The 24,781-nt window shown below is 70.9% G+C and carries 12 protein-coding genes; 2 read left to right on the top strand and 10 right to left on the bottom strand.

The window, feature by feature from the left end; translation table 11 throughout:
• Positions 1 to 8 precede the first annotated feature (8 nt).
• From ACWCRB_RS19050 to ACWCRB_RS19020, 7 genes are all read right to left on the bottom strand, one after another.
• Positions 9 to 1,745 (bottom strand): acyl-CoA dehydrogenase family protein, encoded by a 1,737-nt coding sequence (locus ACWCRB_RS19050; RefSeq protein ID WP_450997148.1) that lies wholly within the window; start codon positions 1,743 to 1,745, stop codon positions 9 to 11.
• Positions 1,742 to 3,358, bottom strand: coding sequence for a PfaD family polyunsaturated fatty acid/polyketide biosynthesis protein (locus tag ACWCRB_RS19045; protein ID WP_450997147.1), 1,617 nt, complete (start codon positions 3,356 to 3,358; stop codon positions 1,742 to 1,744). The genes ACWCRB_RS19050 and ACWCRB_RS19045 overlap by 4 nt, the downstream gene beginning before the upstream one ends.
• A 26-nt stretch (positions 3,359 to 3,384) precedes the next feature.
• A complete protein-coding gene (locus ACWCRB_RS19040) occupies positions 3,385 to 10,893 on the bottom strand; it encodes a beta-ketoacyl synthase N-terminal-like domain-containing protein (protein WP_450997146.1) in 7,509 nt (2,502 codons plus the stop codon).
• 86 nt (positions 10,894 to 10,979) lie between these two features.
• A complete protein-coding gene (locus ACWCRB_RS19035) occupies positions 10,980 to 17,906 on the bottom strand; it encodes an SDR family NAD(P)-dependent oxidoreductase (RefSeq protein ID WP_450997145.1) in 6,927 nt (2,308 codons plus the stop codon).
• A gap of 107 nt (positions 17,907 to 18,013) precedes the next feature.
• Complete coding sequence (locus ACWCRB_RS19030; RefSeq protein WP_450997144.1) at positions 18,014 to 18,895, bottom strand: thioesterase domain-containing protein; 882 nt, start codon at positions 18,893 to 18,895, stop codon at positions 18,014 to 18,016.
• Positions 18,879 to 19,145: an acyl carrier protein gene (locus ACWCRB_RS19025; protein ID WP_105968940.1), complete on the bottom strand. Its 267-nt coding sequence runs from the start codon at positions 19,143 to 19,145 to the stop codon at positions 18,879 to 18,881. The genes ACWCRB_RS19030 and ACWCRB_RS19025 overlap by 17 nt, the downstream gene beginning before the upstream one ends.
• A gap of 335 nt (positions 19,146 to 19,480) precedes the next feature.
• Positions 19,481 to 20,311 carry an AraC family transcriptional regulator gene (locus ACWCRB_RS19020; protein ID WP_450997143.1) on the bottom strand — a complete coding sequence of 277 codons (831 nt, stop codon included), beginning with the start codon at positions 20,309 to 20,311 and terminating at the stop codon, positions 19,481 to 19,483.
• A gap of 206 nt (positions 20,312 to 20,517) precedes the next feature.
• On the opposite strand from ACWCRB_RS19020, the gene ACWCRB_RS19015 reads away from it, so the two are divergent.
• Positions 20,518 to 21,306, top strand: a complete 789-nt coding sequence (locus tag ACWCRB_RS19015) for an IclR family transcriptional regulator (RefSeq protein ID WP_450997142.1) — start codon at positions 20,518 to 20,520, stop codon at positions 21,304 to 21,306.
• Between the two features lie 6 nt (positions 21,307 to 21,312).
• Here the strand turns inward: ACWCRB_RS19015 and ACWCRB_RS19010 are convergent, their stop codons facing one another.
• The gene (locus ACWCRB_RS19010; protein ID WP_450997141.1) at positions 21,313 to 21,435 is read right to left on the bottom strand and encodes a hypothetical protein; all 123 of its coding nucleotides are present in this window, start codon (positions 21,433 to 21,435) and stop codon (positions 21,313 to 21,315) included.
• Between the two features lie 229 nt (positions 21,436 to 21,664).
• Between ACWCRB_RS19010 and ACWCRB_RS19005 the strand changes: the two genes are divergently transcribed.
• On the top strand, positions 21,665 to 22,636 hold the full coding sequence (locus ACWCRB_RS19005; RefSeq protein ID WP_450997140.1) for a TauD/TfdA dioxygenase family protein: 972 nt from the start codon (positions 21,665 to 21,667) through the stop codon (positions 22,634 to 22,636).
• 13 nt (positions 22,637 to 22,649) lie between these two features.
• On the opposite strand, the gene ACWCRB_RS19000 is transcribed toward ACWCRB_RS19005, so the two are convergent.
• Both ACWCRB_RS19000 and ACWCRB_RS18995 read right to left on the bottom strand, forming a co-directional pair.
• Positions 22,650 to 23,690 carry an LLM class flavin-dependent oxidoreductase gene (locus tag ACWCRB_RS19000; protein WP_450997139.1) on the bottom strand — a complete coding sequence of 347 codons (1,041 nt, stop codon included), beginning with the start codon at positions 23,688 to 23,690 and terminating at the stop codon, positions 22,650 to 22,652.
• Positions 23,691 to 23,804: 114 nt separating this feature from the next.
• Positions 23,805 to 24,662 (bottom strand): MHYT domain-containing protein, encoded by an 858-nt coding sequence (locus ACWCRB_RS18995; protein ID WP_450997138.1) that lies wholly within the window; start codon positions 24,660 to 24,662, stop codon positions 23,805 to 23,807.
• Positions 24,663 to 24,781 lie beyond the last annotated feature (119 nt).

Below are 24,781 nucleotides of genomic sequence, written 5' to 3'. Positions count from 1 at the left end.
TCCAACGGTCAGCGGGCGGTGGCTGGTGTCAGTTGTTTCGGGTGCGCGCAGAAGAGTTGGTTGCGGGTGTGGAGTTGCGTGGTGATGTCCAGGGCGGGGAGTAGGGCGGGGGCCTCTCGGCGGGGGTCGGTGCCGTCCGCTCTCGCGAGGAGGTAGGCGAGGGAGGCTGTGAGCCAGCGGGTGTCGCCTGGGGGTGTGCCGAAGAGGGGGTGAGTGGGGTTGGCCCACCAGAGGAGGAGGGCGCAGGCGGCGGCGTGGAGGTATGCGAAGCGCTCGGCTGCGTCTATCAGGCCTGTGTCGCGATCGGCTTTTTCTATGTCTTCGGTGAGTTGGGTGAGGGTTGTTGTGAGGCGGGTGATGAGGGTTGCGGTTGTTCGGTCGCAGTGGGTGGTGAGGTGGGGTGCCAGGTCGAACAGGGCTTTGGTTATAGGGGAGTTGCCTCGGGCTGTTAGGTCCAGGTGTTCTGGGGTGTATGAGGGGAGGGGTTCTGTCAGGTCGAAGAGCTTGCGTATGGGGTGGTGCTCTTTGTGGGCGGGTGCTGCGGCGTCGTGGCTTGTCGCGCAGTTCCCCGCGCCCCTGAGGTCGATCTCCTGGACGAGCGTTGGTAGTTGGGCTGCGTATGCTCGGAGGTTGGCCAAGGGGCTGGTGTCCACGACTCTCACGATGGACGCGTCTCGTTGGAGTTTCTGGAACAGGCCGTCGCCCGGGCCCTCCGTGCGGAGTACCGCGCGGGTTGCCAGGATCGTGGCGCAGCGGCGGATCAGGTCGTCGGTGTTCTCTGCGACCACGTGTTTGGCGGCGCAGCCCCAGACGCTGAACACCTCCGGGAACACATGGATGCCCCGGGCGGCGGAAAGGGCCGTGACGTCCGCTGCGAGGAGCGCTGCCGATGCGACCGCCAACTCCCGTCGGGGATACGGCGATTCGCCTACCCTCGTACGGCCTACCTGGCGGGCCGTCGCGAAGTCCAGGGCGAGGCGCAGGGCCGTGTCGGCGCAGCCGAGACTGCCGGCCATGCTCATCACCCGGACCACCTGCTGGGCCTTCATGACCGACTCCAGGGCCTGGCCCTCGTGGCCCACCAACGCCTCGGCGGGGACGGGAAATTGGTCGAAGCGGAGGTGGGCGAAGTCGATTCCGCGCATCCCCGAGGCCGGAACGGCCGGGCTGCGCTTCACGTCTTCGGAGAGGTCGAGCAGCACGGCCGAGAACGCCCCCGGTCCTCGCTCGCCCGTCCGCGCCACGAGGTACAGGGCCTCGCAGCGGCGGCCCAGGCCGACCATCCACTTCTCGCCCGTCAACTCCCAGCCGTCAGATGTCGGTTCGAGGCGAGCCGTGTTGGCGAGCAGGTCGCTGCCGTGCTCCGCCTCCGACAGGGCGAAGCCCACCGCGCCGCCCCTCGCGAGGATCTCCGCCGCATGCTTCCGCTGCTCCGGCGAGCCGTGCAGTGCCAGGCAGGTCGCCGCAGTGATGCCGAACATGGTGGCCGGCATGATGTTCAGGTCCCGGCGGGCGGCGGTGCGGACCAGGACCATGCTGTGCTCGAAGGACTCGAACCGGCCGCCCCATTCCCTCGGCAGGTAGTTGAGGTGGAAGCCGGCTTCGCGCAGTGCGCCGCTCAACTCCTCGGGGAACGCGTCCTGTTCGTCCCGACGGACGGCCGCCGCGAATCCGTACGGGTTGTCCGCGTCGTACGGATCGCCCAGCAGGCGCTCGATCTCCTCGGCGGTCGGCGACGCACTCATCGGGTCCCTTCCAGCGCCGCCTGCGGTTCCAGGGGTACGGGGCGGTAGTCGGCGGCCGACGCGGGGATCCGTACGCCGGAGACGCGGAGGTGGGCCAGGCGGGTGTGGAACGCGGCGCCGCGCATGAGGTGGTGGGCCACGTCCGCGACCCGGCGATTGCCCGGGGCCTTGAGATAGCTGGCGGTGACCCAGTCGTTGAACGCGCCCATCGCCGGGCCGCACCACACCTGGTAGTCGAGCACGCGGTCCGGATCGCCCACCGTCGACCACCGGGACGCCATCCCGAGGTACCAACGGAACACCAGCGCCATCCGCCGCTTCGGGTTCTCGGCGGCGCGGGCCAGTTGTTCGGGGTCACGACGGCCGAAGTAACCGACGCACTCCTGCCAGACGTCGTCCAGCGGGCGGCGGATGATCTGTGTTTCCAGCCGGGCGCGCTCGCTGTCGGGCAGCGCCTCCAGGCCGTCGTACGTCTGGTACAGCTCGTACAGGCGCTTGGCACGCATGGGGAAGAGCGTGCCCTTCTTCAACACCTGGAGTTCCACGCCCATTTCGAACATGTCGGCGGCCGGCGCCATCTCGCAGTCCGCGATACCCGCGTCCGCCAGCAGTGCCTTCGTCGGCTTCGAGGCGCCCGACTCCACGCACGACTGGTTGACCGAGCCGGTGACGACGTAGGCGGCGCCCATGGTGAACGCGGCCGCGACCGAGGAGGGACAGCCGAGGCCGCCGGCCGCGCCGACCCGGATCGGGGTGGGATACCGGTGATCGTGCTGGACCGCGTCGCGCAGGCGGAGGATCGTCGGGAGGAGGGCGGTGAGGGGGCGGCGGTCGGTGTGGCCGCCCGAGTCGCCCTCGACCGTGATGTCGTCGGCCATCGGGACGTATTTGGCCAGGTCGGCCTGGTCTGCGGTGATCAGGCCCTGGGCTTGGAGGGCACTCACCACTGCTGCCGGCGCGGGGCGCATGAAGCGTTCTGCCGTCTCCGGGCGGGAGATCTTGGCGATCAGGCGGTGAGCGGCGACGACCTCGCCGGACGGGCCCCGGCGCAGGCCGGCCAGGCGGTAACGCACCACGTGCGGGCTGAGGTTCATGAAGGCCGATGCCTCCACGCAGCGCACCCCGTGGCGCAGGAACAGCTCAACCGCTTCCCGCTCCAGACGTTCCTCGCTCGGGCTGTGGATCAGATTGACGGCGTAGGGCAGTCCCGGGATCTCGGCGGCGAACCGGGTGAGGGCCTTCTCGATGGTCTCGGGCAGTAGGCCGGCCGCCCCGTACGAGGCGAGGAAACCCTCTCTGGCCAGGGCGATCACCAGATCGGCCGAGGCGATACCGCCCGCCATCGCGCCCGCCATATAGGCGAACCGGACGCCGTGCGCGGCCAGGAAAGCGGGGGAGCCGAGGGCGCGCGGGGGCAGGGGGCCGGCGGCTGCCAGCAGGGGGAGTCCGTCTCCGGGTGTCGCACCGCCGCCGGAGACGGCGCCGATGCCGGTCGGTGTGCGGACGACGAAGGCGGGCCGGTCGAGGTCGGCGAGGGACTGGTAGATGCCGGCCGGGTCGGTGCCGGGGCTGCTGTCGCCGTACCACCGCAGAGGAGTGGTCTGGGTGTGCATGGTCGGGGTCGTCTCCTCTGAGCCGGTCAGGCGGCCTGGTCGCGGATGGTGTCGGGGCCGACCTCGATGGCCACGTCGGTGAGTTCGTAGATGCGCAGCCCCGGCTTCCACAGGTCGGCGTCCGCGATCACCACGAGCCGCTCACCGTCCCGGCGGACCTCCTTGACGTGCACGTCGAACCTCAACTCCCCGTCGTGGCGCAGGATCTGGCCCCGGTACTTCCAGCTCGTCGGCACGTCCACGGCGAGACCGAACCGGGGGTTCGGGATCCCCTCGGTGAGGCCCTGTTCCAGTACGAACAGGCGCAGGCCCTGGAGGATGGCCTCCACGCCGAGCGAGCCGGGCATCACCGGGTCGCGGTGGAAGTGGCAGTCGAAGTACCACTCGTCGGGCCGGACTTGGCGGTATCCATGGAGGTATCCGGCGCCGTGCCTGCCGCCGTCCGTGACCAGGTCCACGTGGTCGACGAGGTGGAAGTGGCCGCCGGGCAGGTGCAGCCGCCCGCCGGTCGGGTCGGTGAACGCGGGTGCGTCGTCGGGGAGTTCGATACGGCGGACGCGGGAGGCGTCCGGCTCCTCCTGCTCGATCCAGGGCGCGACGTACGTGCCGTTGTCCAGGCCGACCTGGTTGGTGAGCGCGGCCTCGCTGAAGTAGCCGAAGAGTGACTCGCCGGTGTAGAAGACCTCGCCGTCGGCGGAGAGTTCGTACCGGAAGTTCTGAAGTACCGCACCGGACACGGCACTTGTCATCAGGAGCGTGGAGTGGTGCCGGATCGTCTTCCCACGCAGGTCGATGTCCTTGACGTAGGTCGCCCTGCCGTCGAGGTTGCGGATCGAGTACTCGGTCTCCGGCTGCTTGAGGGTGGCGCCCAGGTAGTAGCCGTTGAGGATGGCCGCCTGGAGCGAGGTCTCCATCAGGACGCAGTTGGGCACGTGGGGGTGCGCGTTCTCGCGGTAGTACCAGGCGTCCGCCGGTGAGTCGTACTCCGTCACCATCTCCGCGCCAGGCTTCAACTCACCTCGTGTGCCGGTGAGTTGCATGATGCGGTCCACGAACTGGAAGTCCCCGTTGGGGATGTACGGAGCCCGGCTCTCCTTGTACACGTCGAACTCGGGGCCCATCGCCGTACCGAGGTCGCCCTTCGCGGCGTGCGCGAGGTGGAGTTCGTTGATCAGAGCGGGCTCGCCGTTGCGGTTGCGGCGGCCCAGGAACTCCGGGATGCCGCCGGGGCCGGCCCGGTACGGCGTACCGTCCTTCTCGCGGATCTGGATGCCGAAGTTGCGCATCCGGATCACCGCCTTGTCGCCCAGGTACACGAGGACGTCGGCGATCACGGAGGGGCGCGGCAGCAGCGTCAGCTCCATGACCTCGATCTCGTACCGGATCTCCCGGTGCTGGGGCGTGATCTGGCCGCGCACCTGCACCTCCGTCTCCAGCCCGACGATCGTCTGGAAACGGGCGTCGGGCAGGACAAGGTGCATGCCCTGATGGAGCAGATACGCCTGGAGCGTCTGGACGGCGCCCTCCGCGACCATCGACCCGGCCAGCACCGGGTCGTCGGGGAAGTGGCACTCGAAGTACCAGGCGTCCGGCTCCAGTTGCTTGCGCGCGGTGATCGCACCGAGGCCGCGCGGCCCGCCCGTACGGTCGATCAGGACCTCGTCGACCATGCGCAGCCGGGCGTCTGGGAGCCGCAGCGCCGGGTTGAGGCCGGCGTCCTGGGCGTGGTGCGGTCCGAACACCTCACCGGGCTTCCCGGCGGCCAGCAACTCCAGGTCGGCGGGAGTGAGTTGGTTCTTGTCGGTGTCGGCCAGCGGTTTGAAGGAGGCCCTGGTCAGTGCGGCGCGTCGCTTCCGGTCCCGCTCGGTGACGACGACACCCAGCGGCGTGTCGAGTTCGGCCTGGGTGAAGAACCCGGCACTGGCGTCCTTGAGTTCGAGGATCAACTCGCCGTCGGCGTAGCAGAGATAGCTGAAGAAGAAGAGGGTGGTGTCGCCTTGTCGGACGAAACGGTTGATCGAGATGTCGTAGCGCAGGGTCTGGCCGGTTCGCGGCAGGTCGCCGTGGAAGACGAGGGTGCTGTCGAGGAGCCGGTAGACCCGCTCGCCCTTGTTGCGGAAGTCGATTCCGAGATAGCTGATGAGGAGGAGGTCGCACTGCCCCGCTTCGATGGCCACGGCCGGTGGCACCCCACCGTCCACCGCGTACCAGGCGTCCTCCGGCACGTCGTACTCGGTGCGGATGAAGGACGGTTCGTAGACGCCCGTCTCGGCCCGGAGGTCGGTGACCCGGGTGACGAAGTGGTACGGGGGCGCGGGCAGCCTTACGCGCTTCGCGTAGCCGTCGATGTCCGCGAACTCGGGGCCGAACACGTCCGTGATCCGGCCGGTGGCGAAGGCGAGGAGCTGCTTCTCGTCCCAGATGACTCCGGGGGCGTTGGGGGGAGTGGTGGGTTGGGGTGCGGCTTCGAGGGCGGCGGGCGGGGGCGGGCCGCTGGGGAGTGCGGGTGCCTGTGGCGGCAGTGAGGTGGTGGGTGCCGTGGCGGGCGCGGGTACGAGGACGCCTTCGAGCAGTGCTTCCGTGCGGGCCAGGGTGTTCTCCTGGAGGACGCGCTGTGTCTCCATCACGACCGAGTGCGTGGCCACCATCTGCTGCCGGATCTCCCGTACGAGATCGGCGGCGGGGTTGCCCGACGACCACTCGGCGGACGGGGCGGGCGTCGGTGGCGGTGTCGGTCGCTCGCGTACGACGGAGGGGTGGACCGGCGCCGGAGCGGGTGCGGTTGGGTCCGCCCAGGGCAGGAAGGCGATCGGTTCGCCGTCGAAGGTGATGACCTCGATGTCGTCGAGGCTCGGGTCGGCGGGCATCGGGGCGGGTACCTCCAGCGAGACGGCTGCCGTACGGGCGGGTTGGGCGTCCTTGACGTCAACTGGCGGGGTGGTGAGGTCTGTTGAGGCGTGCATGGACACCGCACCGGTGTGTGCGGGCTCGGGCCGGACGGCAGCGGAGACGACCGGAGAGACCGCCGCCGCCCGTGCCGCGATGCCTGCCGGGATGGGTGCGCCGCCGCCGACCGGCACCCGCAGCCGGGCCGGTCGGGCGGTGCTCGGCGTCGGGTCCGGGCCAAGCAGCGCGGCCAGGTCGACCGGCAGGCCGTGCGCGGTCAGGCGGGCGGCCAGTTGGGCCACGGAACGGGCGGCCGGGACACCACGCCGGTCCACCGGCATCGCCACGTGTGCGGCGTCGCCGAGGGTGTCGTGCACCCAGCGGGTGCAGGTGGCGCCCGGACCTACCTCGACGAAGTACCGGAAGCCCCGGTCGTAGGCGGTGCGCACCAAACGTGGGAAGTCGATCGTGCCGCGCAAGGTCTGGGCGATGCGTCGGGCCACCTCCGACCGCTCCAACTCGGCCGCGGTCACCGAGTCGTAGTCGTACGCGCTGAGCAGATCGAGGCCGTCCGGGGAGCCCGTCGGATGGTCGTTGAGTTCGGCCAGGCCGGCCAACTCCCCGTCCACGACCGGGCAGTGCATCACCGAGCCGACCGGGGAGCGTGCCGACGGACAACCCAACTCCTCGACCAGGGCCCGGCATTGGGCGGGTTCACCCGCGATCACGGCCTCGCGAGGCGTGTTCACATGGGTCAGGAAGACCTTGTCGTAGGGCGTGTCGGGGCGGGAGAGCGCGGCCGTGATCCGGTCCGCGGAATCCAGCAGGACGAAGCTGCCCCACACCGCCTCGTCGGGCGTGTCCTCCGGCAGCCGCCACAGCTCGCGCACGGTACGGCGGGGCCCGGAGAGCCGGTCGCGGAACAGGGGAGTGGCGCTGATCCGATCGTCCCGGCGCGCAGAGCGCTGCCAGCCCCCGGTGGCGAACAGCATGCTGCTCTCGCCCAGGCTGTACCCGAACGCACCGTGCGCCCGCACGCCGAGCAGCTCGCGCACCAGGTCGGTGTAGAGGATCGCGAAGGTGGTCCCGGTGGCGAGCATGAACGGGATGTCCTCGCCGAGTCTGCCCTCCAGCGCCATCAAGTCCCGTCGGTCAGGGGTGACTTGGGTACGCGGATAGAGCTGGGCCGCGCGGAAGAGCCGGTCCGGGTCGGTGGCTTCGGCCTCGAAGGCGTCGAGCAGGGACGGGAAGGCGCGGAAGAAGTCCCGGCCCAGACCCGGGTACGAGTTGAACGCGCCCGGATAGACCAGGGCCACTTTCCCCTCCGGCCCGATCGGCCGCGGCGCGAAGCAACTCCCCGCTGGGGTCGTCCACTCCTCGCCCTTCGCGGCCGCGCCCGGTAGGTCACGAACCGCCAACTCCAGCTGCGCACACAGCTGTTCGGCGTCCCGGCCGACCAGGACGACACGCAGCGCGCTGCCCGGGAGGCGCTCGGCGGCGGCCCGGCCCAGTCGGTACGGATCGGCGCCCTCGGCCAACAGCCCCAGATGCCGGTCCACCTCGGCGAGCAGCCCGTCGAGGTCGGCTGCGCCGAGCGGCAGCAGCACCGGTCCGCCGGCCCTGCGCCAGTCGCTGCGGGCGACCTCGCCCCGGGTGCGGTCGGCGGACAGGACGACATGCGCATGCGCGCCGTCCGAGCCGATGGCACTGACGGCCGCGTACCGCCGTACCCCCTGCGCGGTGCGTAGCCAGGGCCGGGACGCGTCCGGCACATGGAACGCCGAGGCGGCGAAGTCGTCGGCGAGTTCCGGCGCGGGCCTGCGCCAGCCGGGCGCGCCGGGAACATACGCGTGGTGCAGGCAGAGCACGGCACGCAGCAGGCCCGCCATCGCGGCGGCGGTCTGCGTGTCACCGAGCTGCGCCTTGGCGCTGCCCAGCGCGACCGTGCCGGAGCCCGCCGGATACACCTGGGCCAGCGCCGCCAGTTCGGCGAAGTCCTGCCCGGCGGTGCCACCCGCATGGGCCTCGACATACCCGACATCGGCCGGGCCGATCCCAGCGCCGGCCAGCGCCTGCCCGGCAGCCTCGGCGAGCGCACCCGCGTCGGCCTCCGTCAGGACCCCGCCGACGGGCGCGGCATGCCGTACGGCAATGGACTCGATCCGTGCGTATGCGCGCTGCGGACGTGGGCTGGGACCGGCACCCCGACTCCCAGCCGCACCAGGACCCGGACCCGGCCCGGCACCTGGGCCTGAATCCGCATCCGCGCCCCGACCCGTTCCTGGGCCCGCACTCGGACCCGCGCCCGGGCCTGGACCTAGACCCACACCCGGGTCCAGACCTGGACCCGTATCCGCATCCGCCCAGCGCCCCGCACCCGCATCCACCTCAGGACGCCTGAGCACGACGGCCCCCGCGCCCTCGCCGATCCGCCGGCCCCGCTGCCCGTCCCCGAAGCTCAACCCCGCCCCGGACACCGGCTTCTCGCCGCGCAGCAGCAGGTTCTCCGGTGAGGCTGCGAGATCCACCGCGCCCACCAGCACTGCCTCAACAGTCTCGTCCAGCAGCAGGAGTTGGGCGATCTGGAGTGCCTCGGCGGTGCCCGCGCCGTCCGACGAGACGGTGAACGACGGGCCGGTGAGATTCCAGAGGGAGGAGATCCGGCTGGCCATGATGTTGCCGATGTAGCTCAGGACCTCGTTGGCGACGATCGGCTCGTGGACGCCTTCTCGCGACACCGCGGCGAGCGCGGTCAGTTGAGTCTCCGTCAACTTCAGTCCGGCGTCGGCATAGGCGTTGCGGAGGAAGTCGCCGAGCCCGTAACGGGCCAGGTGGAGATGGGCACTTGGCTCGATCTCCATGGCCACGACCACCGCGATCCGGCGCGGCTCGGGCGCCCTGCGGCCCGCCGGTACCGTCCGGTCGTACCCCGCGTCTCGCAGTGCCTCGTCGGCGACCTTCGACATCAGGGCGTGCTGGAGGTTGTAGTTGCGCAGGTCGGACGGGGGGATGCGGTGGTCGGCCGGATCGACGTCGATCCGGTCCACGAAGCCGCCTTCGGGCAGCGCCGCCCGGTTCAGGCCCGCCCGCTCCAGCGTGCCGCCGGTCGTGTCCTCCAGGCCGCGCCAGCGGTGTTCGGGCAGCGGGCGGAAGGCGTCGGTGCCGTCGTGCAGGGCGCGTTCGAAGGCGGTCACGTCCGTGAGGGTGCCGAAGTGCGCGCCGAGGCCGATGACTTCGAGGGCGGGGGGTACGACGGGTTCCGCGACCCCGGCATCTGCGGTGTCCGGCCGCTGGGAGAGGACTACATGGGCGTTCGTGCCGCCGAACCCGAACGCGGAGACCGCCGCCCGGCGCGGCCCCGGCCCCCTGTCGGGCCAGTCGCGGCCCGCCCGTACGACGGGCACCTCGCCCGTGCCCGGGGTGGTGAGCGGCCGGTCGATGCCGATCGTCGGCGGGAGATGCCCGTGCCCCATCGCCAGGATCACCTTGAGGAGACTGCTCAGCCCCGCCACGGTCAGCAGATGACCGAGGTTGCCCTTCACCGAGCCGAGCGGTGGGATCGTGCCTCGGGTCCCGAACCAGGCGGCGACCGATTCCGCTTCCGTGCCGTCCCCGACGGGCGTCCCGGTGGCGTGGCACTCCAGGTAGTCCACCTGCTCGGGCCCGAAACCGGCCTGGGCGTAGGCGAGTTCGTACGAGCCGAGCTGTCCCGTCGGATTCGGTACGAGGAGGTGGCGGCCGGCGCCGTCGTTCGACAGGCCGATGCCGTCGATCACCGCGTAGATCCGGTCGCCGTCCGCGATGGCGTCCGCGAGCCTGCGTACGGCGACCATGCCGGCGCCCTGGCCGGTGAGGATGCCGGTGGAGCGGGCGTCGAAGGGCTGGCTGACACCGTTCTGGGGATAGGCGTGCAGGTCGGAGAAGGAGAGGTGGATGAGGGTGGGGTCGGGTGCGCAGACTCCGCCCGCCAACACCAGGTCCGCCTGGCCGGCGGCGAGATGGTCGCAGGCCAGCTTCAGCGCGTACAGGGCCGAGGAGCAGGCGGCGTCCAGGGCGTAGCGAGGGCCGCCGAGGCCCAGGGCAGTTGCTGCCAGTCGGGCCGGGGCGCCGCTCACCCGGGCGTCGGCCGGGGACACGGTGGCCGGATCGAGCAGCGGGCCCGGGGCCGGTGCCGGGTGGCCGGATCGGCGCAGGCCCTCCAGGACGGCTTCGTGGACGAGGGGCAGGCTGATGCGGGCCGAGGCCGGGGTGGGGAAGGAGTAGTCGCCGACCACCAGACCTGTGCGGGCCATCAGCTCCGGGCGGTCGTCGTGACCGCTGTCCCGCAGCGCCTCGCGGGCCACGTGCAGCGACCAGTGGAAGACCCGGTCGAGCCCGGCGAGATCCTCGGGGCGGAGCAGGAAACCGGTGGGGTCGAACTCGAAGCCGGTGACGAAACCGCCCCGGACACAGGTGATTGCGTGATCGGGATCCCCCGTGTCCGGGGCTCCCTTCATACCGTTGCCGTCGGCGGTGGCGCCGAAGACCTCCGGGCCGCCCTCCGTACGGCTGTCGACACCCGCGCGGAGGTTGTCCCAGAACGCGCCGGGAGTGTCCGCCCCGGGGAAGAGGCAGGAGATTCCGACGATCGCGAACTTGCTGCTGCTCATTGAGGCTGTTCCCTCCAGAGATCCGGGGGCCCGGCGGAAGGCCGCACAGGCCCTCCGCCGGGGTGACCACCGGTCCGGTCGTCGGCTCAGCGGCTCGCGAACTTGGCGGCCAGCTGCGGGGTGGACACAAGGGAAACTCCTGTGAACCGAGTCAACACCCGGCCGTCGGGAGCGCATGCCGTCACTGTGAGCGCAGCGGACGTACGATTCCCGCTCCCGTTCCCGTTCACAGAGGCCGGCTCCGGCTCCACCACCACGACGAACGGCTCTCCGTCCGGCAGTGCCTCGTACAGATCGACCCGCGCCACCCCCATCGGCAGACTCGCCGTGTCCCGGTGCAGCCGCATCCACACCAACGCGGCCTGGAGCAGCAGATCGGCGGTACCGGGCGCGTACCGGCCCGTCCCGAACGCGCCGCCCGCCGGCCGGTGCTCGGCCAGCGCACACTCCAGGACCAACCGGTCCGCGCCCGACGCCAGCACCCGCCGCAGCCCGCGCAGCGACGCCCCGTGGAAGAGCGTGCCGTCGGCGTAGAACACCTGCGCGTCACTGCCACCGCCCAGCGCGGGCAGCCCGGCCACCCGCCCCGGCACCTCGACACCGGCGTCGCCCAGGATCACCCGGGCCGCGTAGTGCGGCCGTACGGTGCCGTCGGCGTTGGTCGAACGGATCGTGACGTCGGCCTCGGCACCGTCGGGCGTCGGATCGACCGAGAGCTGGAAGGGCCCGCCGACGCCAGCGCCCCCACCGCTGCCGCCGCCGTCGAAGACCACGCCCTTGTGGACCGCGAAGTCCCGCACCTGCGCGACCGTGCCACCGGTCAACCGCTCCACCGCACCGGCCGCCCAGCCGAGGGCAGCGGCGGCCGGCAGCACCGGCACGTCACCGATCACATGGTCCGCGACGAGCGGATCGGTGACCAGGTCCGTGAGATCCCGTTCCAGTACGGCCGTCGAGGTGGGCGCGGTGCGCTCGCGCGCCGACAGAGGCGTGGTCGGTCCGAGAACCGTGACCACGTCACCGGCCCGCTCCGGGGCGAACTGCTCGGTGAACATCAGCGTCCCGGTCCCCACCGGGATCAGTGCGATGCCCCGCTCCTGGAACACCGCCTTGATCTGCGGCGACACCATGCCGCTGTCCCAGGCACCCCAGTTGAGGGCGGTCACATGGGCCTCCGGGTGGCTGCGCCGGAAGGCGGCGGCCCAGGCGTTGAGCACCTCGTTGGCCATCGCGTAGTCCGACTGCCCCCGGTTGCCGAAGAACCCGGCGACCGAGGAGAACAGCACCACGTGCCGCAGGCGCTCGGCGGGCAGCGCGGCCACCACCGAGCGCAGCCCGCCCAGCTTGACCGAGAAGACCCGGTCGATCTCCGCCGCCTTCTTCGCGGCGATCAGCTGGTCGGCGAGCACACCGGCCCCGTGGACGAGACCCGTGATCCGCTCCTTGTACGGGGCCAGCGCGGCGGCGGTCGCGGCGGCGTCGCCGATGTCCACGGCCACGTACTCGACCTCGCTGCCCGCCGCCCGGATCTCCGCGAGCGTCGAGCGGACCTCGCGCTCACCGACCACGGCCTGGTACAGCTGCTCGACCCGCTTGGGCGTCGGCTTCTCGCCCGCCCGCTTCAATTGGTCCACGGCTGCCGCCTTGAGCGCGGCGGCATCGGCCAGCCCGCGCGCCCACTCGGGTTCCTCGCCGAGCGCCGTCCGGCCGAGCAGCAGCAGGCCGGGCCGGTGCGCGGCGGCCAGGGCCACCGTGCAGCGGGCGGTGATCCCGCGCCCGCCGCCGGTCACGACGAGCAGGTCGTCGGGGCCGAGGGCGGGGGTCGAAGCGGTTGGGCGTACCCCCGCGCCGGGGATGAGGTCGAGGGTGAGGGCGACCCGGCGCGTCCCGTCGCGGCCGACCTGGACCGGGCCGGCGCCCGCGTCGTACACCTCCTCCAGGACCAGCTCCGCCGCCTCCGCCGAGCCCAGGGCGGGGGTGAGATCGACGGCCCGGCAGAACAACTCGGGCGCCTCCACGGCCAGCGTCTTGACCAGACCGCCGACACCGCCGGCAGGCACCGCGTCCTCGTCCACCCCGCCCAGCCCGAAGGTTCCGTCGAGCCGGGTGACGGTGGCGAACGAGGCCCGGTGACCGCTCGCGGCGGCCTTGGTCAGCGGGCCCACCGCGTGCTTGGCGATGAGGAGGGAGTGCGCCAGCCTGCGTACGCCCTCGGCCCAGGGCAGCTCGTCGACCGCCGCGAACCCGAGCACGAGATGCACCCGCTCGTCGCCCAACTCCTCGAACCGGCCGGCGAGTTCACTCGCGCCCCAGCCGGTGAGGGGCAGATCTGTCGCCCCCGTGATCCGCTGGGCGACACCGGGCAGCCGCAGCACGCGTACCCGCCAGCCCGTCGAGACGAGCCGCGCGGCCGAGGCCTCGGCGACCGCACTGCCGTCGTCGACGACCACGGCGGCGGCACCCAGCGGATAGGCGTCGACGAGCCGGTCCGGCGTCGGCAACTCGGCGAGCGACGCCTGCCCACGGCCGAGCGCGCCCGGCGCGGTGACGGGCGCAACCTCGGAAACAGGCTGTGGGATCGACTGCGAAACCGGCGACTCCACGACAGGGGACGGGGAACCGCCCGTACCGGCCGGCGCGCCGGACAGTCCGGCGACGAAGCCCACGATGTCGCCCAACGTCCGCAGTTCCGCGAGCTGTTCGGGTCCGACCGGGGTCGGGCTCGGGAACTGCTCCTGGAGGACGCCCATGATTTCGACGCGTTTGATGGAGTCGATGCCCAGGTCCGCCTCGACATCCATGCCGAGGTCCAGCATCTCGGCCGGGTAGCCCGTCTTGGCGGCCACGACATCGAGAAGGGCACCGCGTACGGCGTCACCGTCGACTGCAGGAGCCTTGGGCGCGGCGGGAGTTGAGGCCGAGGCGCTGGAACCACCGTTCAGACTGAGCATGAAGCCGACGATCTCGTTCAACGTGCGCAGTTCCGCGAGTTGTTCGGGTCCGACGGGGGTGGGGCTCGGGAAGCGCTCTTGGAGGACGCCCATGATTTCGACGCGTTTGATGGAGTCGATGCCCAGGTCGGCCTCGACGTCCATGTCCAGGTCCAGCGTCTCCGCCGGGTACCCCGTCTTGTCCGACACGACCCCGAGCAGCACGTCCGCCACGTCCTGCGCGCCGATCGCCTCGGCAACCTGGACCCCGTCCTGGACCTGAGGAGCGGGGCTGCTCGAACCACCGAGACTGAGCACGAAGCCCACGATCTCGTTCAACGTCCGGAGTTCTGCGAGCTGTTCGGGTCCGACGGGGGTGGGGCTCGGGAAGCGTTCCTGGAGGACGCCCATGATTTCGACGCGTTTGATGGAGTCGATGCCCAAGTCAGCCTCCACGTCCATGCCGAGGTCGAGCATCTCGGCCGGGTAGCCGGTCTTCTGTGACACCACGTCGAGAAGCGCCGCCTGCACGTCGTCCGCGGTGACGTCGGACGAGGGAGGCTCGGAAGCAACCGGGGGCGCAGCAGGCGCAGGCGCGGGGAGGGAGACCAGGTCAGGGGCGACCGGAGCCGCGACCACACCCGCCACAGGAGCCGTAGACGGAGCGACAGGCGCCGCGACCTCAGTCGGAGCCATCGCGGGAGCCACGGGGGCGGTCGGTACCGCCGGACCGGTCGGCGTCAGCGTGCCGATCTCCATCGCCGCCAGGTCCCGCAGGATCTCGTTGGCCCGCAGATGCGTGCGCCCGATGGCCAGCCCGTGTTCCTTCACGGTGGCTACTCCGGGGATCACCGCATCGACTCTGCCCTGCTCGTCGGCCCGTTCCAGGATGCCCATCAGGCGCTGGGCGCTGTTCAGTTGGCCCTGGAGATAGTCGTCGTGCAGGGCCAGATGGTCGGCGATCAGTCCGGAGAGCCGATCGGTGCCCGGGGCGGTTGTGCGGTCGTGTTCTTCCACGGGCTCGCTCTCCAGGATGTGGGCGGTGGGAACGGGCGGCGCGGCGGGCGCCGACGGTCGGGCGACGGGCCGTACGGCAACCGCGGTCGAGACGGCTCCCGGCGAGGGCACGGGTGAGGAAAGCGGCGTTGGCGCGGGAGCATGCGCGACCACGGCACTCGGTACCGGCACGGCCTCCCGGCCGGTATGCACGACCCCGGCCCCACCGCCGTCCAGGTCCACGCCCGGCACCCGGTAGCCGTTCTCCAGCGCGTCCCGGTACGCGTCCTTGCGGGCCTGCGGCACATGGTTGATGCCGTTGAGCGGCACCGTCATGCCCCTCACCGGCTCGACGGCGTCCGGCTCGGACACATAGCGGTCGGTCGTGGCCAACGGCAGTCCGAGTACGGCGAGTTGGGCGACGGCCCGCTTCAACGCCGTGTCGGCGTCACCGCCGTTGCCCGGGTCGAGCTGGACCGCGAAGTGCTCGCGCTCGCCGAGGATGCGGTGCACCAGCTGGGTCAGCACACCCTTGGGGCCGAACTCGACGAACGTACGGAAGCCCGCCGCGTACATCTCCTCGACCCGGTCGGCGAACTGCACCGGTTTGACCAACTGGTCCACCAGTGTGCGTCGGTTGGCGTCGAGGTCCGAAGCGTAGGCGGCGCCGGGGGAGTTGGCGAAGACCGGGCGGCGCGGTTCGAGGATGTGTGCGTCGGCGACAGAGCGGCCGAAGGCGTCGACCGCGTGGGCGACGAACGGCGTGTGGAAGGCCGCCGACACCGGCAGCCGAACCGCCCGTACGCCGGCCGCGCCCGCCGCCTCCACCAGCCGGTCCACGGCGTCGGTCGCACCGCCGACCACCACCTGGTCCGGCGCGTTGCGGTTGCAGACCGTCAACTCGGGGTGTGTGGCGAGGAGTTGCTCCACCTGTCCGGCGGAGGCGGTCACCGCGGCCATCGCCCCGGGGTCGAAGCCGGGCTCGGCGGGCGGTGCCATCGCGGCGCCCCGCGCTCGGGCCAGGGTGAAGTACGTGTCGTCGTCGATCGAGCCGGCCGCCCACAGCGCCGCCAGCTCACCGAAGCTGTGACCGAGGAACCCGTCGGCGTCGAAGCCCAGTTCGGCCAGATAGCGGAAGTGACCGGCGGCCAGCGCACCGATGGCGGGCTGGGCGTACTCCGTGCGCCGCAGCGCGCTCTCCTGGGCCGTACGCGTCGCCTCGTCGAAGGCGGGCGGCGGGAACGCGACCCGGGACAAGGGGAGTTCGTGGTCCCCGAAGGCCGCGTTGGCCCGGTCGAAGGCCGCCCGCAGCGGGGGCAGCGCCAGGACCGCGGTCCGGCCGGGGGCGACGTACTGGCTGCCCTGACCCGCGAACAGCGCGGCCACCTTCCCGGTGGGAGCGGCGGACCGGCGGAAGAAGATGCCCCTGGGATGTGTCCAGGAGTCGGCCTCGCCCCTGCCCCGCAGTTCGGTCACCGCGAGGGCGCGCAGCTCGGCGAGTTCCTCTTCGGTGCGGGCCACCAGGGCGAGCCGTGGATGGTTCGCCGGGGGCGGGGTCGGCTTTGGCTGCGCGGCCCCTTCCAGCGCCCGTACCAGACCATTCATGTCAGGTTCATGCCATACGTATACCTGGCTCACAGGGAACATCACCCGCAGGTCGTCCCCGTCGCCGTGCTCCTCCAGCACCAGATGGAAGTTGGTGCCGCCGAACCCGAACGAGGAGACTCCCGCCCGGCGTTGCGCCCTGCGCGGGTCGCGGATCCACGGGCGGGTCCGGGTGCCGACGTAGAAGGGGCTCTCGGGCCAGTCGAGCGCCGGGTTGGGGGTGTCCACGTTGATGGTGGGCGGCAGCAGTTTGTGGTGCAGGGCCAGCGCCAGCTTGATCATGCCGGCCGCGCCGGCCGCCGCCTTGGTGTGGCCGATCTGCGACTTCACACTGCCGACCGCCGCGAACTGCCGCTCCTCCGTGTGCTCCGACACCACCGCCGACAGCGCCGACAGCTCGGTCGCCTCGCCGACCGCCGTACCCGTGCCGTGCGCCTCGAACAGCTCGACCGAGGCCGGGGAGCAGTCCGCGTCCTCGTACGCGCGGCGCAGGGCGGCCATCTGGCCCTCCTTGCGCGGGGCGTAGATGGACTTGAAGCGGCCGTCGCTCGACGAACCGATGCCCCGGATCACCGCGTAGATCCGGTTGCCGTCCCGCTCCGCGTCCGAGAGCCGGCGCAGCGCCAGCATCCCGATGCCCTCGCCGATGAGGGTGCCGTCCGCGCTCTCGTCGAACGGGCGGATGCGGCCGGCCTTGGAGAACGCGGGAGTCTTGCTGAAGCACAGGTACATGAAGATGGTGTTCTCGGCGTCGCAGCCGCCCACCAGCATCATGTCCGAGCGCCGCTCCAGCAGTTCACTGACCGCGGCCTTCACCGCGCCCAGCGAACTGGCGCAGGCCGCGTCGATCGTCATGTTGGTGCCGCCCAGGTCGAGGCGGTTGGCGATCCGCCCGGCCACGACGTTGCCCAGCATCCCGGGGAAGGAGTTCTCCTCCCAGGGCGCGAACGCCAGCTTGAACTTCTCCGCGATCTCGTCGGCGTCCCGGTCCGAGAGCCCGCAACTGCGCACGACCTCCTTGAGGACGGGCGTCTGGAGCCGGGCCGACAGCGGCTGGGTGAGCTGGTTGGCGCCGGTCACCCCGAGCACCACCCCGGTCCGCGAGGCGTCGTACCACCGCTCGCCGGAGCCCGCGTCCCGGAGCAGATCGCGGGCCACGACCAGGCTCAACAGCTGCAGGACGTCGGTGACTTCGAGGGTGTTGGGCGGCAGGCCGAACTCCAGCGGGTTGAACGGGACGGAGGGGATGAAGCCGCCCCGGCTCGAGTACGTCTTGTCCGGCGCGGAGGGGTCGGAGTCGTAGTGCTCGGCCAGGCTCCAGTGGCTCTCGGGCACGTCCTCGATGCAGTCGGCGGCGGAGACCACGTTGTCCCAGAAGGCGCGCAGATCACGCGACTTGGGGTACAGCGCGGACAGCCCGACGATCGCGATGGGGTCCCGGGCCAGCCGGCGGTCGAGTTCGGAAGGATGCGAAGCGTTCACGGGAGGCTCTCTTGGTCGGACGGCGGGGGAGGTTCGCCCCGCAGCGGTTCGGAGGAACGGCGCATGACGCACGAGAGAAGAGGGGGAAGCGGGAGGGACGGGCCCGGTCAGGACGCCCGGAGCAGCGGTGCGATCACGCCGAGGGAGTCCGTGCGGGCGAGCATCGTGTAGTGGTCGCCGGGACAGCGGTACGTGGTGAGGCCGTGCGGCGCGAGCGGGCGCCAGCCGAGTGTGGGGTCGGCCGGGACCAGGCTGCGCTCGGCCTGCACCAGCGTCAGGGGCAGCGGGGCGGATCCGGGGTGGTGCGGTGCCGTCAGCCGGTTGTTGCGCAACAGGCCGTCGACGTACGTGTCGTAGAGCTTGCGCAGACCCGGCAGCGGGGTGTCGGGCAGCAGCGCCCCGGAGGCGGTCGCGGCGTCGAGGACGGCGGTCAGCCCGTCGTCCGTGCCGCACCCGGCCAGCCGGTCCAGGCCGGGCGCGACCGGCCTGCCCCGCTTGGCGCCCAGATACATGGCGAACCAGCTGAGCAGCAGCTCCGGCAGCAGCGCGTCGTCGGGCTGCTTGTACTCCTCGACCGGGGCGATGCTGTCCAGCAGCACCAGGCGCGCGGGCAGCCGTGCGGCGGTCATCAGCCGGGTCATCGCCAGTGCGAGCACACCGCCGAAGGACCAGCCCGCCAGACTCCAACTCCCCTCTGCCGTACGGCCGTTCTCCTGCCGTGACCGCTCCAGTGCGGCCAGCAGCAGGGACGCCAGGTCCTCCACGGTGGTCGCGGCCCGGCCCCCGGTGAGCGCCGCGTCCGCGTACTCGGGGACCGCGCCCAGGTCGAGCACGGTGAGCCCGGTGCCGTCCGGGAGCGCGCCCGCGAGCCCCTCGTACACCTCGACGGCGAGGGCGCCCGGATGGACGACGTACACCGTGGGAGCGCCGGACACGGCGGTCCGGAAGGTGCGGGCGACCGGCGGCGGACCCTTACGCGGTGGCCGCACGACGGCCGCATTCCTCGGCTATGTAGGCCGCCAGGTCCTTCACGGTCGGGTGGTACCAGAGGGTCGTCGTGCTCAGTTCGAAGCCGAGCCAGTTCTCCATCTCGCCGGCCAGGATGAGCGCCTCGGTCGAGTCGAGGTCGAGTTCGTCGAAGTACACCTCGGGCGAGACCTCGCCCGTCGCCACGCCCATTCGGTGGGCGATCTTCTCGATCAGCCAGTCCTGGGCCTCACGAGCGGTCACTACGGCCATGGTGTGTCGTCCTTCCGTCGGGCGTGTTCTCGGAAATGGTCGATATGGACGGCAGCGCTTTTGTGACTGACTTCACGCGGAGTGCGGCAGAGAACAACCCGTCAGTAGACAGGTGCAGAAGGAATCCGGTCTGTCTGGTCCAGACATGTGCTTCCACATGAAAGGAGCTGCGTTCGGGAGTGGCCGCCCGAAGCACGCAGGTCACAGTCTTGCCAGCTTGTCGAATCCCGGACAACCGCTCTTCCGGAGAGTGGAAAGAAATCGTGGTTTACGGGCGTAGAACGCGAGGTCGAATCGGTTACCGGCGAGTGAAGTCCCGGCCGGTAACTTGCGTGTCAGCCCTCATTCCGCGGTCCGGCACCGCGCCGGAAGGCGCCCGGAGTCATATTCACGCGTCGTATGAAGAACTTGCCGAAGTTCGTGACTTCGGTGAATCCGAGCTGGCGGGCGATGCTGCCGACGGACAGGTCCGTGTGGACCAGCAGGCGCTTCGCCTCCAGGGCGACGCGGGCGTCGATCAGGTCCTTGGTGGTGGTGCCGGCGACACTGCGGCAGGCCCGGGACAGGGTGCGGGGCGTGCAGTTGAGCGCGGCGGCGTAGTCCTCGACCAGCCGGGTCTTGCGGTAGGAGTCCTCCAGCTCGCGGCGGAACCGCAGGAAGAGTTCGCCGTTCTCGCCGGCCGGGCTGCCGTTGTGCACCGCGTCGCTGTGGTGGCTGCGGCACATCTGGTCGATGTGGAGCAGGGCGACCGCCAGCAGATGCTTGAGGAGGTCCTCGCCCATGCCCTCGTCGGGCCGCTCGAACTCCTCCTGCAGCAGGTCCAGTACCCGCCGGAACGTGTCCAGTTCGGCGTCGGAGAGCTGCCAGTGGGAGGGGCGCAGGACGTCGTCGAGCATCCCCATGTGCGCTCGCAGCCGCAAGGGGAACGTCTCGGTGAACATGACGAGGCGGGCTTCCATGTCCGACGGCATCGCGAACTGGATCACCTGGTTGGGTCGGATCCACAGCAGGGAGCCCGCCCGGGACGGGTAGGGCGTGGAGTCGATCGTGAAGACTCCGCCGCCTTCTTCGACCAGCATGATCTGGTGGTAGTCGAGTCGGTGGGGCGCGGTGGTGAAGTCCGCGCAGACCTTCTTGCGCACGTCGCCGAGCGTGGTCATGGCCATGCCGACACCGGGTCTGCAGGCGGGGGTGTAGGGGACTACCGGAATCGGTAACGAAGCGAAATCGACCATGAGCGTTCCGGAATCGACCTTTCTTCAGGCTTCTTTAACTATCAATGATAGGCGTGGCCGCCCGTTGCCGGATCACGTCCGGCTCATGCACAGGCAACAGTCCCCACATGATGTGCAGGTGAAGGGAAGTAGACGGGATGACCACCCACCCCGGCGCCCCCGAGCGCTCGGTTGTCGACCGGACGCTCAGCATCCTCGGCGTCTTCGACCGTGACAACCGCATCCTGACGCTGAGCGACATCAGCAGGCGCTCCGGTCTTCCGGTCGCCACGGTCCATCGCATCGTGAACAAGCTCCACGGCTGGGGCGCACTCGAACGCGGGCAGGAAGGCGGATACAGCATCGGCCTGCGGCTGTGGGAGACGGCGACGCTCGCCCCCCGCTACTCGAACCTCGCCGAGGTCGCACAACCGCACCTCGTGGACCTCCACGCACAGTGCGGCGGCGCGGCGGTCCTCGCCCTGCGTGACGGAACGGAGACCGTCTGCCTGTCCTTCCTCTCCAACGACCCCGCCCTCACGGCACATTGGGGCGACCCCGGCCTCCGGCTCCCGTTGCACGTCACCGCGGCGGGCCTGGTCCTGCTGGCGAACGCGGGCACCGCTCTGCAGGACGAGATCTGCGCCGGCCCGCTGCGCGCGTACACCGCCGCCACGATCACCAACGGCACCACTCTGCGGAACTGCCTCAACAAGACCCGACGCGAGGGGTACGCCGTGGTCTGCGGCACCCTGCGCGAGGGCCGTGGGGCGATCGCGGCACCGGTGCGCAACGCACGCGGCACGGTGGTGGCGGCGGTCGGCATCGTGGCCCCACTGGGCATGCTCCAGCCGTCCCGGCTGACCCCGCTGGTCCTGGCCACGGCCGAGGCGGTCTCCCAGCACGACCGGACGGAAGGGTGGCGGATGGCGGGGGTGGGCGCGTAACCCGCCCTACGGCACGTACGCCGTCCCGCGCAGCCGGGTCAGCAGGTGGGCGCCGCCGTCGCCCCACCGGTTGACGTGCACCCGGGCGGCGCCGTCCACGGCGAGGACGGCCCGCTCGGCGCGCTGCAACAGTGGGCAACCGGAAACCCCAGTCGTACGACCGGTGCTTGTGAACCCCGCCCGGCTGGGGCGCCCCATTAGGGGCGCGGGACTGTATCAAATCTGCGGCTCCGCCGCGTGGGCGCGACCAGCCACGACGGACCCGCAGACGAGGTACCGGGGTTTCCAGTGCGGCGCTTACGCTGGCACGCTCATCAGGGAGCCGACAGTCGACCCATGACCCACGATCGGAGCGTGTATGAGGACGGACCCGACCACGAACGGCGAAGTACAGCCGACCGCCGTGGAGGTGAGGCCCGTCGCCGGACACATCGGCGCCGAGATCTCGGGCGTAGACCTGACCGAGCCCCTCGACGACAAGGCGGTCGCCGAGATCAGGGCGGCCGTCCTGCGCTGGAAAGTGGTCTTCTTCCGCGGCCAGCGGCTCGACCACGCCACCCACATCGCGTTCGCGCGAAGGTTCGGCGAGCCGGTCGTCCTGGGCCGCCGCGGCAGCGCCTCCCCACCCGACTTCCCCGAGATCGAGACGACCGCCGACCGCCTGGAACTGGGCGGCCGCTACGGCATGGAGCACGCCGAATGGCTGGAGCGCCGCCGCCACTCACTCCTGCGCGGCTGGCACTGCGACCACGGCGCCCGTATCGACCCGCCCGCCGCGACCATCCTGCGCGCCGAGACCGTACCGCCGTACGGAGGCGACACCACCTGGTCCAACCTGGCCGCCGCGTACGCCGGACTCTCCACGCCCGTACGGGAGTTCGTGGACGGACTCAGGGCCGAGCACCGGCTCGGCGTCGGCTACCAGTCACGCCCCGGCGACGATGCCTACCTCCGCCACCTGCTCGACCACCAGGTCGCCTCGGTGCACCCCTTGGTGCGGGTCCACCCGGAGACGGGGGAGCGGGTGCTGTTCGTCAACGGCTACTACCTGGAGCAGATCACGGACGTCTCCCGCGCGGAGAGCCGCCTGCTCCTGGAGATGCTGCTCGAACAGGCGACCAGGCCCGAGTACACGGTCCGGTTCCGCTGGGAGCCCGGCAGCGTCGCCTTCTGGGACAACCGGGCCACCATCCACCTCGCCCCCAGTGACAACGCCCACCTCGGCCACCCCCGCGTCATGCACCGGGTGATGCTGACCGGCGACGTCCCAGCAGGCGTGGACGGCAGGCCGTCGGAGCCGGTCACCGGCACCGAACCCGGGCTCTGGTGAAGGCTGCCGCCGATCAGCCGGCGGCCGGCTTCCAGCCCAGTGCGGGACCGAGCCGGGTCGCGATGTCCGTGAGGATCTGGACGTAGTCCTCGTGGTCGAAAGTGAACGGCAGCGCGAAAGCCACCTCGTCGACCTGCTGGAACGCGACGTGCGCGTACAGGCGTTCGGCGATCTCGGCCGACGTCCCGACGAGGTCCGGCGCGAACATCAGCCGCGCCGGACCCTGCGGGGTCGCGGTCCGCGGCAACCGCTTCGCCGCGTACTCCTCGTACTTCGCGCGCTGCTCGGACGAGGCACTGTCGGTGGGGATGACGACGAGGCCCTGGGAGACCCGGGCCCGCTCGCCGTCCGGATGACTGTCACGGAACGCCCGGATGCCCGCGAGCTGGATCTCGGCGAAGTCCGGCGCCCCCTCGCCGCCCTCGCCCCCTTCGGCCTTCACGACGCTGCTGGTCAGGAAGTTCATCCCGTGCTCACCGGCCCACTTTGCCGACCGCACACTCCCGCCGCCGTACCACAACCGCCGCCCCAGCCCCGGGGAATGCGGCTGCACCCGGTCGGAGAACACCTCGAATCCCTCGACCCCGCTGAAGTCGGTGGCCGGCTTCCCGCGTACGAGGTCCAGCAGCCGCTGGACACGCTCGTAGCTGAAGTCCTCGGCGTCCGCCGTGTCGGGGTAGAGGGCGTCCTTGACCTGGTCGTAGTGCATCGGCGGGCCCACGCTCATACCCGGGTTGAGCCGGCCCCCGGACAGGACGTCGACGGTCGCCAGGTCCTCCGCGAGGCGCAGCGGGTTCTCCCAGCCCAGCGGGATCACGGCGGTGCCCAGCTCGATCCTGCGGGTGCGCTGCGAGGCCGCCGCCAGGACGGCCACGGGGGAGGAGATCCCGTACTGGAGATGACGGTGGCGCAGCCACGCGCTGTCGAAGCCCAGCCGCTCACCCAGCTCGATGATCTCCAGCGTCGACTCGTGACCCGCCCGTGGATCGTCCCCGTCGAACAGCCCGATGGTGAGAAAGCCCAGTTTGCGCAGCGGCTGTGAGGGGGACGGCACGAGCTCCTCCAACGATCGTCGTACGGACGTTCACACGCCGTCGATTGTGCCAGGCGGCCGGGTGAGAGGCCTGGTCACCTCGGTCCCCGAACCAGGAGGCGCCGTAGCGATGCCCTACAGGCGAAGATCCGTCCGGGTCGAGGTCGGGGTCCGCTGCCAGCCCGGGGACGGCTGCCTCGGGATCTGGCGCGTGTCCTGCGCGGGCTGCTGCTGGGTACGCTTCCCGTCCCACTCGCCGTCGCCCAGGACCAGCAGCGGGTCGAACATCACCACGACCGCGGCCAGCAGCAGGAAGATGGCCGGGCCGATCAGCATCGGCAGCAGCAGCGAGGTCGGTGAGTCACCGGCCCAGGTGGTGCCGCCCGAGTCGTGCAGATGCACGCTGACGGCGGCCATGCCCGTGTAGTGCATCCCGCTGACGGCGACCCCCATCACCAGGCTCGCCCCGAGGCTGGTCAGAAAGCCCCGGATGGAGACGGCCGCCCACAGCGCGGCCGTCGCGGCGACGACGGCGATCACCACCGAGAGCGTCACGGTCACGATGTCGTAGTGGATCTCGCCGTTGAGGTGGAGTGCCGCCATGCCGAGGTAGTGCATCGCGGCGACGCCGAGACCGGTGATGGTGCCCGCGACGGAGAGCGTTCCGGGTGTGGCGCCGCGATAGCCGACGACGAACACCCCGATTCCGACGACGACTATCGCCACGGCGAGACTGGTGACCGTCAGTCCGACGTCGTACCGGACCGCGGTCTCCTCGACCTGGAACCCGATCATCGCGATGAAATGCATGGTCCAGATTCCGCACCCGATGGCCGCCGCTCCCATCGCCAGCCAACCCGGTTTCCACGAAGCCTGGTTGAGCAGTGATCTGACCACACAGCGCAGTCCGAGTGCGCCTCCCAGACAGGCCATGACAAACGCGGCCACTGGGGTGACAAACCCGTAACTGAATCCGTCAATTGTTCCTTGCATATGCCAATTCCCCCCGAGGTGCAGCGCGTTGAGGGGGGAAATTCTCGCCTCGCGTGCGATCAAAGCAAGTAGTTACCGCGAGTAGTCTGTGAATTTTGTTTGACCGAAGGTCAGGGCCG

The organism is Streptomyces sp. NPDC002156 (genome assembly GCF_053593675.1).
Note: the sequence above shows the minus strand (reverse complement) of the source record. Positions and strands in the feature narration are given on the sequence as shown.

Coding starts and splice junctions, on each gene's coding strand:
- ACWCRB_RS19040 (WP_450997146.1), bottom strand. CDS start 10,893: ATGAGCAGCAGCAAGTTCGCGATCGTCGGAATCTCCTGCCTCTTCCCC.
- ACWCRB_RS19025 (WP_105968940.1), bottom strand. CDS start 19,145: ATGGCCGTAGTGACCGCTCGTGAGGCCCAGGACTGGCTGATCGAGAAG.
- ACWCRB_RS19015 (WP_450997142.1), top strand. CDS start 20,518: ATGACCACCCACCCCGGCGCCCCCGAGCGCTCGGTTGTCGACCGGACG.
- ACWCRB_RS18995 (WP_450997138.1), bottom strand. CDS start 24,662: ATGCAAGGAACAATTGACGGATTCAGTTACGGGTTTGTCACCCCAGTG.
- ACWCRB_RS19020 (WP_450997143.1), bottom strand. CDS start 20,311: ATGGCCATGACCACGCTCGGCGACGTGCGCAAGAAGGTCTGCGCGGAC.
- ACWCRB_RS19050 (WP_450997148.1), bottom strand. CDS start 1,745: ATGAGTGCGTCGCCGACCGCCGAGGAGATCGAGCGCCTGCTGGGCGAT.
- ACWCRB_RS19005 (WP_450997140.1), top strand. CDS start 21,665: ATGAGGACGGACCCGACCACGAACGGCGAAGTACAGCCGACCGCCGTG.
- ACWCRB_RS19045 (WP_450997147.1), bottom strand. CDS start 3,358: ATGCACACCCAGACCACTCCTCTGCGGTGGTACGGCGACAGCAGCCCC.